The sequence below is a fragment of the Mesoterricola silvestris genome (genome assembly GCF_030295405.1).
Lineage (GTDB): Bacteria > Acidobacteriota > Holophagae > Holophagales > Holophagaceae > Mesoterricola > Mesoterricola silvestris.
This window is the reverse complement of record NZ_AP027080.1, coordinates 3,453,169-3,465,662: the sequence shown is the minus strand read 5'-3', so window position 1 is coordinate 3,465,662 and position 12,494 is coordinate 3,453,169. Positions and strand designations below refer to the sequence as shown.

The 12,494-nt window shown below is 66.6% G+C and carries 12 protein-coding genes; 6 read left to right on the top strand and 6 right to left on the bottom strand.

The window, feature by feature from the left end; all coding sequences use genetic code 11:
* Positions 1 to 14: 14 nt before the first annotated feature.
* The 4 genes from R2J76_RS15010 to R2J76_RS14995 are packed head-to-tail and all read left to right on the top strand — an operon-like array spanning position 15 to position 4,412.
* Entirely contained in the window at positions 15 to 2,531 is a 2,517-nt protein-coding gene (locus tag R2J76_RS15010; protein WP_316412449.1) for a SpoIIE family protein phosphatase, read from the top strand.
* Positions 2,528 to 3,043, top strand: a complete 516-nt coding sequence (locus R2J76_RS15005) for a hypothetical protein (protein WP_316412448.1) — start codon at positions 2,528 to 2,530, stop codon at positions 3,041 to 3,043. The genes R2J76_RS15010 and R2J76_RS15005 overlap by 4 nt, the downstream gene beginning before the upstream one ends.
* 2 nt (positions 3,044 to 3,045) lie before the next feature.
* Positions 3,046 to 3,840 (top strand): SirB1 family protein, encoded by a 795-nt coding sequence (locus R2J76_RS15000; protein ID WP_316412447.1) that lies wholly within the window; start codon positions 3,046 to 3,048, stop codon positions 3,838 to 3,840.
* 2 nt (positions 3,841 to 3,842) lie between these two features.
* On the top strand, positions 3,843 to 4,412 hold the full coding sequence (locus R2J76_RS14995) for a hypothetical protein (protein WP_316412446.1): 570 nt from the start codon (positions 3,843 to 3,845) through the stop codon (positions 4,410 to 4,412).
* A 9-nt stretch (positions 4,413 to 4,421) separates the two neighbouring features.
* On the opposite strand, the gene ribA is transcribed toward R2J76_RS14995, so the two are convergent.
* From ribA to R2J76_RS14970, 5 genes are all read right to left on the bottom strand, one after another.
* Positions 4,422 to 5,108 carry a GTP cyclohydrolase II gene (gene ribA, locus R2J76_RS14990; protein WP_316412445.1) on the bottom strand — a complete coding sequence of 229 codons (687 nt, stop codon included), beginning with the start codon at positions 5,106 to 5,108 and terminating at the stop codon, positions 4,422 to 4,424.
* 93 nt (positions 5,109 to 5,201) lie between these two features.
* Entirely contained in the window at positions 5,202 to 6,197 is a 996-nt protein-coding gene (locus R2J76_RS14985; protein ID WP_316412444.1) for a DHH family phosphoesterase, read from the bottom strand.
* A gap of 26 nt (positions 6,198 to 6,223) precedes the next feature.
* The gene (gene add / locus R2J76_RS14980) at positions 6,224 to 7,291 is read right to left on the bottom strand and encodes an adenosine deaminase (RefSeq protein ID WP_316412443.1); all 1,068 of its coding nucleotides are present in this window, start codon (positions 7,289 to 7,291) and stop codon (positions 6,224 to 6,226) included.
* A gap of 559 nt (positions 7,292 to 7,850) precedes the next feature.
* Entirely contained in the window at positions 7,851 to 9,086 is a 1,236-nt protein-coding gene (locus R2J76_RS14975) for a methyl-accepting chemotaxis protein (RefSeq protein WP_316412442.1), read from the bottom strand.
* A gap of 78 nt (positions 9,087 to 9,164) precedes the next feature.
* Complete coding sequence (locus R2J76_RS14970) at positions 9,165 to 9,674, bottom strand: Fur family transcriptional regulator (protein ID WP_316412441.1); 510 nt, start codon at positions 9,672 to 9,674, stop codon at positions 9,165 to 9,167.
* Between the two features lie 245 nt (positions 9,675 to 9,919).
* Here R2J76_RS14970 and R2J76_RS14965 point away from each other — a divergent pair, with 245 nt between their 5' ends.
* Complete coding sequence (locus tag R2J76_RS14965; RefSeq protein ID WP_316412440.1) at positions 9,920 to 10,345, top strand: hypothetical protein; 426 nt, start codon at positions 9,920 to 9,922, stop codon at positions 10,343 to 10,345.
* Positions 10,346 to 10,348: 3 nt separating this feature from the next.
* A complete protein-coding gene (locus R2J76_RS14960; protein ID WP_316412439.1) occupies positions 10,349 to 10,843 on the top strand; it encodes a DUF421 domain-containing protein in 495 nt (164 codons plus the stop codon).
* Between the two features lie 445 nt (positions 10,844 to 11,288).
* On the opposite strand, the gene secF is transcribed toward R2J76_RS14960, so the two are convergent.
* On the bottom strand, positions 11,289 to 12,455 hold the full coding sequence (gene secF / locus R2J76_RS14955; protein ID WP_316412438.1) for a protein translocase subunit SecF: 1,167 nt from the start codon (positions 12,453 to 12,455) through the stop codon (positions 11,289 to 11,291).
* Between the last annotated feature and the right edge of the window lie 39 nt (positions 12,456 to 12,494).

The window sequence follows — 12,494 nt, the reverse complement described above, 5'->3', positions numbered from 1 at the left end:
CCATCCGATGGAAATTGACGCTCACCAGCATCTTCGCCCTGGTGATCGCCCTGGGCAGCTTCTACCTGAGCAACTGGGCCTACGCCCCCTCCGATGACCAGTGCACCTGGAGGGCCATGGGCAAGCGGGTGGTCATCGCGGAGATCCTCCCCAACGGCGTGGCCGAGGAGGCCGGCCTCCTGGACGGCGATGAACTGCTCAGCATCCATGGGCGCAAGGTGGACGCCAAGCACCTGGCCACCGCCCAGCGCTACATCAATGACCAGCCCGAAGGCCGGATCCTCATCTACACCGTCCTGCGGGAACGGAAGATCCTTCGTCTGCCCGTCAGGCTAGTGAAGGGCTTCGACCGCACCGGGCTCATCGTGCTGGTTTCGGGCCTGGCGGCCTGGGCCGTGGGCCTCCTGGTGGTGATCTCCTCCCCCTCCCGGAAGATCGCCCGGCACTTCTACTACATGGGCGTGGTGTCCCTCCTGGTCACCATCGCCGTGACCATCGGGTACGACAGCGTGGCCCCGGGCCTGCTGGCGCCCATGGTCCTGGTGGCGGGCCTCGCCCTCGGGCTCGCGCCCCCCCTGTGGCTCCACTTCTTCCTCCGGTTCCCCCATCCCTTCCCCCTGCGCACCAACCGCCACTTCCTGGCGGCGCTCTACGGGTTCTCCCTGGGCGGCGGGGCCCTCTACGCGGTGCGGGTCCTGGTCCGGACCTTCGACAAGTCCGAGCTGTTCCAGGAGGCCTTCCGGTTCCTGGACGGCAGCCCCGTGGGCAAGGTGGTGGGCTGGATCACCCCCACCGTCGCCGTGGCGGGGCTGGTGCTCTTCTGGGTGGGCTCGTACCGCATGCCCCCGCGCAAGCGCCGGGCCCTGCTCCCGGCCCTGATCTTCACCACGGCCATCATCGCCGATCTCATGGCCTACCTCCTGCTGCAGCGGTCCGCGGGGCAGAGCCTGGTCTTCATCCGGGAAAGCTGGGTGTTCTTCTTCCCCCTGCCGCTGCTGCCGCTGTCCTTCGCCTACGCCATCTTCCGCCACGGATTCTTCGACGTGCGCCGGGCCATCCTGCGGTGGGTGACCTACTTCACGGTGCTGGGCCTGACCCTGGCGCTGTACCTGGGCGGCCTGGCCTGGCTCTTCGCCCAGGGCATCCAGGTGATCCCCCCGGCCTGGGTGGGCGTGCTCGCGGGCATCTCCGCGCTGCCCATCGGGTGGCTGCTGCGGTGGCTCCTGCTCACCCTGCGGCGCCGGTTCCGGCGCGACCTCAACACCACCCGGGAGGTGATCCTGGGCAACCTGCGGGAGACCAAGAAGCGGTTCTCGGAGGAGGCCCTCCTGGCGGGTCTGGTGGATTCGGTGCGGGAGGCGTACCGGCCCCACGTCCTGCTCATGCTGCCCGTGGAGAAGCGCCAGGTGCTGCTGCCCGCCGTGACCGACCCGGACCCCGACGAGCCCTTCGCCGAGGAGCTCGCCAGGCCCCGCCGCCTGGAACTTCCCCTGGGCCTGGTGCGCCACGCCCGGGAAAACCGGGAGCTGGTGCTGGGGCTGGGAAGCGACGAGGCCGACTGGATCCGGGAGCAGGGCGACGTGCTCCGGGCCCATGTGGACGCCCTGGAGGTGCAGGTCCTCTCCATCATCATGGTGAACGACGAGCCCCATGCCGCGCTGCTGCTGGGCGGGAAGTACGCGGAACTGAACTACGGCCGCGAGGACCGGGAGCTGCTGCGGGAGGTGGCCCTGGCCGCGGGAACGCTGCTGGAGACCGCGGTGCTGCACCGGCGCATGCTGGACCAGGGCCGCATCGAGCAGGAACTCAACACCGCCCGCCTCATCCAGGAGAGCCTGATCACCTCCGAGGCGCCCTGCATGCCCGGGTTCCAGACGGCCCTGCGCCTGTCGCCCGCCCTGGAGACCGGCGGCGACCTGCTGTGGGTGGGCAAGCGCCCCTCGGGCTGCTGGATGGCGGCGGTGGGGGACGTGAGCGGCAAGGGCCTGGCCGCGGCCCTGTACATGAGCCAGGCCACCGCCCTCCTGAAGATGGCCGCCCAGCAGGAGGGCATGAGCTTCGAGGCGATCCTGCCCGCCCTGGACCGCACCATGCGCAGCCTCATGGGACCCCGGGACTTCCTGACCCTCTCCATCCTGGAATGGGACGCCGACGGCCGCTACCGCCTGGCCCGGGCCGGGCATCCGCCCACCCTGCTCATCGAAGGCTCCTCCCCCGCGGAAGCCCGGGAGATCGAATCCTCCGGCCGGGGCCTGGGCCTGCGCCCCTTCGCCCCGGGCAACTGGAGCGTCATCGAGGGCCAGCTCAGCCACCGCCAGTGGCTGGTGATGTACAGCGACGGTCTCACGGAGGCCATGAACAAGCGCGGCGAGCTGTACGGCCTGCGCCGCTTCAAGGATCAGGTCCAGCGCATCTGGGGCACCGGGTCGGTGAGGGCCGCCTGCGAGGCGGTCTTCCACGACGTCACGGCCTTCGAATCCCAGAACCGCGACGACCGGACCCTCTTCATCCTTTCCAGGGAACCCGCATGAGCACCGAACCCACCCCCAAGCCCCAACCCTCCTGGCTCCTGGGCTCCATCGCCGCCCTCCTGCTCCTGCAGGTGGGCCTCCTCTGGATGCAGGGCAGCATGCTGGAGCGCCAGTACGGGACCCTCACGGGCCTGCGCCAGGACATGCAGGACCTCACCGAGAGCCTGGACAACTTCCAGGGCAATTTCGACCAGGGCGCCACGGACGGCACCCTGAGCCCCTCCTCCCGCCGGGTCCGCCCCCGGCGCGGCGTCCAGCGGGTGCGGCTCCAGGAACAGGACGGGGACCAGGGCGTGCGCAAGGAGATGGAGGACCAGCGCAAGAGCGAACGCGAGGCCGTGGAGAAGGCCCGGGACGCCCAGGCCAAGCTCTCCATCGCGGAGAACTACCGCAAGGCCGAGGAGAAGAAGCGCCTGGAGGCCGAGCAGAACAAATGGCGGCCCTTCATCTGGGGCGGGGTGGTGCTGGCCCTCCTGGCGCTGATCCTGCGCGCCTGGCTCAGGAACCGGTAACCATGTCCCTGCACGAGTACCTCCAGTCGGATCCGGAGTGCCACCGGCTCCTGGAGGGGGCGGTCCTGGCGGTGGGACCGATGCTGGGCGAGGAGGACCCCGCGCCCGTGGTGGCCACCGTGGACGCCTGGGCCGATGCCTTGGCCGGGCGCATGCCCTTGCCCTGGACGGTCCACGGGGGCATCGATGCCCTCAACACCTACCTGTTCCAGGACGTGGGCCTCCAGGGGGACCGGGAGACCTATGACGACCCGGCCAACGCGGCCCTGCCCCGGGTCATCGAGCGCCGGCGGGGCATGCCCATCACCCTCTCCATCCTCTGGATCGAGGCGGCGCGGCGCCTGGGGTTCCGGGCCATCGGCGTGGGGCTCCCCGGGCACTTCATCTCCGGCATCCAGCTGGACATGGGCACCCTCTACTTCGACGCCTTCAACGGCGGGCGCGGCGTGGGCGAGGAGGACGCTGCCTGGCTGGTGGAGCAGTCCACCGGGGGCCGGGCCGTCTTCCACCCCTCCATGCTGGCCCCCGTGGCCAACCGGGCGATCCTGGGCCGGCTGGTGCGCAACCTCCACGTGCGCTACGTGCGCACCGGCAACTGGGACGAGGCCATCTGGACCGCCACCCACCTGGTGCTCCTGAACCCCGGCGAAAGCACCTCGTACCGGGACCGGGCCTTCGTGCGGTTCAAGCGGGGCGAATCGGCCCAGGGTATGCTCGATCTCCAGGAGGCCATCCGGCTCAGCCCCGAGGGGGACCCCGAGCTGGTCCAGTGGCTGGAGAAACTGCAGAGGGACTAGGGATGGATCTGAGCCGCTTTCTGGAACTGGCCCGCAATCACGGCTGGCAGGGCCTCTCGCTGTGGGGCGTCCTGCTCTGGCAGGCCCTCCTGTGGGTGGGCCTGGTGCGCCTGCACCTGGCCCTGCAGCGGGAGGAGGCCCCCTGGGAGGAGTGCGTGGGCAAGATCCGCTCCGCCTTCCTGCGCAAGGTGAACGGCGACGAGGAACTGGCCGAGCTGAAGGTCCACAACTACGCCCCCCTGGTGGACCTGCTCGTGGCCCTGAACTTCGCCGAGGCCCGGACCCCCGTCATGGAACGCTGGCTCCTGCTCAAGTGGAAGACCCAGGAGTGCCTCCGCCCCTACTGGATCCGCTGGGGCCATCTCCTCATCGCCTTCGGCGTGGTGGTGTGGTTCCTGTACGGCCTGCGCATCGACCTGGGCCTGGAGCCCCTGAAGCGCACCCCCTGCGACCCGCGCCTCCTCTGGGTCTGGCTCGGCTACGCCATGATCCTGGCCTGGAAGCTGGTGCGCCTCCACGGCAACCTGGAGCGCGTGCAGCGCAGCCTTATCCTCCCCCGCCGGGACGAGTAGGACCCGGCCCTACAGCTTCGGATCTTCCTTGAAGTCCAGCATGTGCCCCGACTTGTTGGCCTTGGTCTTCAGGTACTTCAAGTTGTAGGGGTTGGAGGCCAGCTGGTGGGCCTCCCGCTGCACGTGGATCCCGGCCCCCTCCAGGGCATGGATCTTCCGGGGATTGTTGGTCAGCAGCCGCACCTTGCGGATGCCGAAGAACCTCAGCATCTCCACCGCGGATTCGTAGGTCCGCAGATCGTCCGCGAAGCCCAGCTCGTGGTTGGCCTCCACGGTGTCGAAGCCCTGCTCCTGGAGCGCGTAGGCCTTGAGCTTGTTCAGGAGGCCGATGCCCCGGCCCTCCTGGCGCAGGTAGAGCACGATGCCGCCATGCTCGCCCACGAAGCGCAGGGCGGATTCCAGCTGGGCCCGGCAATCGCACTTGAGGCTGCCCAGCACGTCGCCGGTCCAGCATTCGCTGTGGATGCGGACATTGACTCGCTTGCGGGCGTCGATGTCCCCGGCCACGATGGCCAGGTGCTCCTTGCCGGTCATCTTTTCCAGGAACCCGTACACGACGTACTTGCCGAAGATGGAGGGCACGTTGGCCTTGGCCACGAAGGGAACCGCCTCGGTCTCGAAGCGCGTCACCACTTCCAGGGGGGATTCGGGTCCAAGCTCAAGGTGGGGGGCGCTGCTGCTGTCTTTGGGGGCCATGCGTTTCATTCCGCTGTCTGCGATTCGTGAATGGAGCCGTTGAATAGGTGCGAAAAAGGGATCGGGGCGGATAGGCAAGCGATCCGGGGATGATCAGGCGAAGTCGGCTTCCAACTGGGCGAGCACGGCGGCGTCCATCTCATTCTGGGCCTTGGACAGAGGGCCGTCCAGCTTGGCGCCCGAGGCCAGGCGGTGGCCGCCCCCGCCGAAGCGGCGGCAGACCTGGTTGACATTGGCTTGTTCTCTTGAACGGAGGCTCGCCTTGACGCGGCCGTCCGCCAGCTCATAGAGCAGGCAGGACACCTCCACCCCCTTCAGTTCCAGGGGGCGGTTCACCAGGGTCTCCATGTCGTCATGGTTCGCCCCGCAGGCGTCCAGGTCGGCCTGGGTGAGGCTGATGCGGGCGTAGCGGCCCTGGCCCTGGAGGACCAGCTTGTCGAAGGCCCGTCCGGTCAGGCGGAGCTTTTCCAGCCGCCCCTGGTGGTAGAGGTTCTGATAAATGCGGGCGGGCGCTACCCCCTGCTCGATGAGCTGGGCGGCCATGCGGTGGACCTTGGCGGTGGCGTTGGAGAACCGGAAATTGCCCGTGTCCTCCACCACCCCGGCGTACAGGGCGTCGGCCATGGGAGCGGGCAGGGGAAGGGGCATGTGGGCCACCGCCAGTTCGTACACCAGCTCGGCGCTGGCGGAGGCCGTGGGATCCGTGAATTCCTCCCGGAACCCCGCGGGGGCGTCCTTCAGGTGGTGATCCAGGCAGGCGGTGACGGCGGGGGTGGCCTGGAAGGCGGGGAGCAGGGGGCCCAGGCGGTGGGGCTCGGAGGCGTCCACGATGATCCAGGTGCTGGGCCAGGCGGCCAGGTCCCGGTGCCGCCCATCCAGGTCCAGGGCCTCCACCCAGCCGCCCGGGTCCAGGAAGGCCAGGAAGTCCGGCAGCCGGGGGTGCACCACGATGCGCACCTCCTTGCCCCGGGCCTTCAGGTAGTGGGCCAGGCCCACCATGGCGCCGATGCCGTCCCCGTCCGGATTCTCATGGGTGGTCAACAGGATCCGGTCCTGGTTCTCGAGAAAGGCATTGAAGCGGTTCAGCAATTCCGACCTCTGCGATCAAGTATAACCTAGAGCTGTTCCTTCTTGCTCTCCAGGCTGTGGGGCTGGAAGGATTTCAGCTCGTTCACCACGTCCGACAGCAGGGCCCGCTTCACGGCGTAGGGGAGGAAGGCGCTCTTGAAGCCCATGATGATGAGCTCCTTGATCTCGTCCAGGGTGAAGCCGAGGGTCTCGTGCAGGTGGAGGTACTCCTCGCTGACGGTGGTGCGGGTGACCATGCGGTTGTCCGTGTTCACGGTCACCCGCAGGCCCAGGTCGTAGAAGAGGCGGATGGGGTGCTCGGCCATGGTGCGCACGGCCCGGGTCTGGACATTGGAGGAGGGGCAGCACTCCAGGGGGATGCGGTGGTCGTTCACGTAGTTGAGCAGGTCGCCGTTCTCGATGAGGCGCACGCCGTGGCCGATGCGGTGGGCGCCGCACAGGTGGATGGCCTGGTGGATGCTCTCGGGCCCGTACGCCTCGCCGGCGTGGAGGGTGCAGTTGATGTTGTTGGCCAGCACGCGGCTGAAGGCCTCCCGGTGCTTCTTGGCGGGGAAGTCCTCCTCCGCCCCGGCCAGGTCGAAGCCCACCACGCCCTTGTTCTTGAAGGCGACGGTGAGGTCCGCCAGGCGGTTGGACAGCTCGGGGCTGATGTGCCGGATGCCGCAGAGGATGACGCCGGTCTTGATATTGAATTCCTTTTCCGCCTGGGCGAGCCCCTCCACCACGGCCTGCACGATGTGGTGCAGGGTGAGGCCCTTCTGCTGGTGGAGGATGGGGCTGTAGCGCACTTCCAGGTACCGGACGTTCTCCGCCGCCGCGTCGGCGGCCAGCTCGTAGGCGGTGCGCACCAGGGAATCGTAGGTCTGCATCACCGACAGGGTGACGTCGAAGGCCTTGAGGTAGTCCACCAGGGACGTGCACTCCTCGCCCACTTCCACGAAGGGGCGCAGGGTCTCGATGGTGGTGCCCGGCAGGGTGACGCCCTGCTCCTGGGCCAGCTCGAGGATGGTGGAGAGACGCAAACTGCCGTCCAAATGAACGTGCAGATCCGTCTTGGGGAGGCGCTGGATGTCTTCTAAAGTGAGTTTTCGCATCCCTCAGTTTAGCGGATGGGGTAGTTTTCTTCTATGCCTGATGGCGGGCCCCGAAGAGTTCCCGAAGGCTCAGCTCTTCCAGGAGTTCCAGAAATCCCTCATCCGGGATCGGGTGGTGAGGGCCATGGGGTTGTACGTGTCCCGGACGTTCGCCCCGGTTCGTCGGCGCAGGCAAGCTGCGCCGACGGGAAGGCAACCTCCTTGGGACTGGGGAGGGGTGCTGCCGCATTCCTGCTTCGATGGGCGGTGGGGGGGGGCGGTTAGGGGGCTCCCCGGGAGGGCCTATGCCTTGGGGGCACGCTGCGAGTGATCGGGGAGCTGGGTGGTCAGCGCCGACGTTGATTTGTGAAGATGGCTTGAAGAAATGGGAATTGGGCGCAAGGGCAAGCTTTGCGTCGATGCGACCCCACTAACGGGCTGGAAGACTCGTAGCGATTCCATGCCCGGCCGGGGCCAGAAGGTGCAACACGGCCCTCGCACACCGGACGGGGTCATTCCGTCGGCGCCGGCCCCGCCGGCGACGACGAACCGGGGCGAACGTCCGGGACACGTGCGCTTCCTAGTTCACCCGGAAATGGTTCAGGGAGCTTCGCAGGTCCTCGGATTTCGCGGCGAGGTTCGTGGAAACGGTCTCCACGCCGCGGGCGGCGTCCTTGTTCCGGTTGGAGAGGTCCACCAGGCTGTTCATGGTCTCGATGAGATCCTTGGTGCGGGTGGCGATGTAGGTGGTCTTGCGCACCAGGTCGGACGAGGTGGTGACGGAGTCCTTGAGCTTGGTGCCGGTGGTGTCCGCGTCCTCCAGGAGGTGGCGGGTGCGGTCGGAAACGCCCACCATCTGCATGGAGGCGCGGTCCGTCTCGGCGCACATGGCCTCGATGCCGTCCACGACCTCCTTCACGTTGATGTTGATCTCCACGAGGGAGCCCTGGGTCTTGGCGGCCAGCTTGCGGATCTCCTCGGCCACCACCGCGAAGCCCTTGCCGGCCTCCCGGGCATGGGCGGCCTCGATGGAGGCGTTGAGGGCCAGGAGGTTGGTCTGGTTCGCGATTTCCGCGATGATGCCCAGCACGTCGTTGATGCCCTGGGCGTCCTCGCTCAGTTCCCTCATGCGGGTGGCCATGCGGGACTGCTTGTCGCCCTCGGCGATGACCACGCCGCCCACCTCGGTGAGGGTGGCCACGAAGGCCGCCAGCACCTTTTCGGTGGATTCCAGGGTCTCGGTGGTGGTGATGGACATCTCCTCGGTGACGTCGAGGTTCCGGGCCACGTCCGTCATGAGGTTGCTGCTGTTCTCGGCCAGCTCGCACTGGCTGGTCACGTTGCCCGCCAGATCCCGGGAGATGGCCGAAAGCTCGTTGCTGGAGGCCGCCGTCTCGTTGGCCGTGGCCACGGCCCGGGCCACGGTGCCGTGGGCCTTGTGGATGAACGTGTTGATGAAGCCCGCCAACTGGCTGAGTTCGTCGGCGCCTTCGATGGTGATGCGCTGGGTGAGGTCGCCCTCGCCCTCGGCGAGGTCGTGCATGCGGCGGGTGATCCGCGAAAGGGAGGAGTTGATGCTCATGCTGATGACGACGCCGACGCCCGCGCCGCACACGATGAAGAAGGCAAGGAGGGCCAGGGTCACGCGCATGGACTCGGAGGCCACCTGGAGGTTGGCGGCGGGATCCCCGTGGGTGGCCTCCATGGCCCGCAGGTAGTGGAGGCTCGACAGGCCGAGGCACACCAGCGCCAGGCTGCAGCCCAGGATGATCACCAGCAGCCGCGTGCGGATCTTCAGAAGCTTGAGCAGGTTCATTCTTCCTCCACGCCTGCGCCGGCCCGGACGCGGCTTCCCGACCCCCGGAAGGTCCAGGGCATCCCGTCAGCGGGCGTTCTAGGTATGGATCTGGGCCACCTTGGTGCGGATGGAATTCTCGTCGGCCTTGTCCACGCAGTCCACGCAGAGGCCGAAGATCTGGAGGCTGTGGTGGAGGGGCTTGAACTTCCGCTCCTGGCAGATGGCGTCCTGGAGGGTCTCCAGATCGGGGCGGTAGAACTCGAAGACCTTGCCGCAGCTCAGGCAGATCAGGTGATCATGATGCTCATTCTCATGGGCGGCCTCGTAGTTGGCGTGGCTGGAGCCCAGGCTGCTCTTGCGCACGAGACCGCATTGCACCAGGAGGTCCAGGGTGCGGTACACCGTCGCGCGGCTGATATCGCGTCCGAGTGTCTTCAGTTCGGCGTGCAGTTCCTCCGCATCGAAGTGACTATCCTTGCGGAAGATAGTGGCGAGGATCTCCATGCGCTCGCCCGTCAGTTTGAGCTTCTTGCTCCGGAGGTAGGCCTCGAAACGATGCGCTTCGGTGGAAGGGGCTCGGGTGGGCAGCGTCGGGTTGGGGGACATGGATACTCCCTGGTTCGGAAAAGTCGTTAAAGGGATCAAAAAGAATTCCCCTTCATTCATAATACAGATTAAATTGAAATCACCCTCGTTTTAAAGGAGTGTGTATGCCTTTGATACACATCAAATCGAACCCCCTGTCCCGGGATCAGAAAAAAAGGATCGGCGACCGCATCATCGACGCTTTCCACGGGGAGGGCATCCCCGCGAGCTCGGTCGTGGTGCTCTTTGGCCGCGAGGATGCGGATATGTTGCTAGACGGTGGGTTGCTCATCGAGGCCGAAGGGGCGCAGCCGGAGGCCCCGGCCCCCAAGCCCGTGGCCCCGCCCCCCGCCCCCGTGCCCTTCGAGAAGGATATCATCCCCGATTTCAAGAATAAGCTTCGCAGGTCCAAGGGCGAGCTGCTGGCCCTCAAGAACCAGCTCATCAAGACCCTCCAGCTCCAGGGGGCCCTGAGCAGTTTCCAGGCCCAGGAGGAACTGGGACTCAAGAGTTGCGACTGGGCCCCGGCCACCCTCCGCCGGTTTTTTTCCGAGCTGGAGGACGAGGGCGTCATCCTCAAGCAGGGCCAGAAGCGCGGCACCCGGTACGTGTGGAAGGGCATGTCCAGCCAGCCGGTGCACGGTTCCCCCCGCCTCGTGAAGCGGGGCGACGACGATCCCGCCGGGAACTGATCCATGGCGCTCCTGCCCGTGGGCGTGAGCCTCTGGACCCTGGGCCAGCCCTGGTGGGAGTTCGTCCTGCGGGCCATCCTGGTCTACGGGTTCCTCCTGGTGATCCTGCGCCTCACCGGCAAGCGCCAGGTGGGCCAGCTCTCCCCCTTCGACCTGGTGCTGCTGCTGGTGCTCTCCAACGCCGTGCAGAACAGCATGAACGGCGGCGACAACACCGTCAGCGCCGGCTTCATCCTGGCGGGCACCCTGGTGGCCGTGAACGCCCTGGTGAGCTGGCTCACCTACCGCAGCAAGAAGGTCCAGAAGATCGTGGAGGGCAACCCCCTGGTCCTCATCCACAACGGCAAGGTCGTCCCCTCCATGCTCGCCTCCGAGGAGGTCACCCAGCACGAACTCATGGCGGCCCTGCGCGCCGCGGGCCTGGGCAGCGTGGAGGAGGTCCACGTGGCCATCCTCGAAACCAACGGCCACATCAGCGTGATTCCCAGGCCGCGATGAAGTGCGGGCCGCGAGCGGCGAAGATCCCGAAAAGGGTCTTATCGGAATCCATGGGCGGAAGTGGCTTATACCCAATCGGCTCGGCCAAGGGTGCATCCAAGGAAGGCTCCTTGGCTTAGCACGAACGCATGGCGCCACGAAAACCAGGCAAAAAAAACAAACGCTGGGGCGCAGAGGACTCGCTGGGGCGCTGGGGGCTCAGCCTCTGAAGTGATGAACGCCCCGGCGGATTTGCCACCAGCCTCCCCAAGCTTCACCTTCTTTTCCCAGCGCCCCAGCGAGCCCTCTGCGCCCCAGCGTTTAATCCTTTCAAGGGACCTGTCGAACTGCCTGAGGCGAGCGATTTCGCGCCATCGTTTCTCCTGGTCGAAATTCCCGGCCTACAATGCTTAAGCCAGGAATTCAACCAGACTATTTATTGGGCTTATGAAATGTCATCCCCAACCTAGGCGTGCTGCTTGAGCTTTTCCTTGCCGCCGAACTGGTGGTCCAGGAAGACGACCACCGGGGAGGCGATGAAGATGGAGGAGTAGGTGCCGGTGAGGACGCCCACCACCAGGGGGAAGGCCAGGTCGCGCAGGGCGTGGCCGCCCCAGATGAAGAGGCAGAGGGCCACGAACAGCACGGACATGGAGGTGAGGATGGTGCGGCTCAGGGTCTGGTTGATGGAATCGTCCACGAGCTTGGTGATGTCCACGCGGCGGTACTCGGGCTTGTGGCTGTTCTCGCGGATGCGGTCGAAGACCACGATGGTGTCGGCCATGGAATAGCCGATGAGGATCAGGAAGCTGGCCACCACGGGCACCGAGAACTCGAACCCGAAGAGCACGAAGAGGCCCAGGGCCATGAGCACGTCGTGCACCAGGGCCACGATGCCGCCCACGGAGAAGCTCAGGGTGAAGCGGAAGAGGACGTAGACGAGGATGGCCACCAGGGCCCAGCCCACGGCCGAAAGGGTCTTCCAGGTCCATTCGCCGGAGATGGAGGGCGAGAAGCTCTCGTTCTTCAGGATGGTCAGGTTGCCGAGGCGGTAGTCCTTCTCCAGGCTGGCCCGCAGGGCCCCGGGGAGATCGGAGGGGAGCTGGTTGTAGTCGGACATGGGGCTGGCCTTCTCCCGGGCCTTGATGACCTTGTCCACGTAGGGCTCGTAGGCCAGGCGCAGGGCGGTCTCGTCGCCCTGGATGCCCAGGGGGTTGGCCTTCATCCAGGTGTCCACGATGGCGCCGACGCTCTCGGTGTTCAGGTCCAGCCGGTGGTCGCTGGCGGCCTTGGCGTCCAGGCTCCGGAGGGCCGCGGTGATCTGCTTGATCTGCGTGCTGGAGTCCTTCTCGTCCTGGCCCTTGCGGGCCTTGACCTTGATGGAGAACATGGCCACGCCGGGCTTGTCCTGGTAGGCCACGACGCCGGCCTGCTGGACCCCGCCGGCGTAGAGGGCGTTGCGCACGTCCTCCTGGTGGACGTTGCCCTTGAAGGCCACCATCATGTCGATGCCGCCGGTGAACTGCATGCCCAGCTTCACGTGGGCGTCGGCGCCCTTCCAGGGGTGGATCCAGAGAAGGCAGGCGACGATGATGCCCCAGGAGATGACCAGGGCGACCTTCGAATACTTCATGAAGGGAATGTGGGGGAGGTGCTCGAATATTTTCATCTG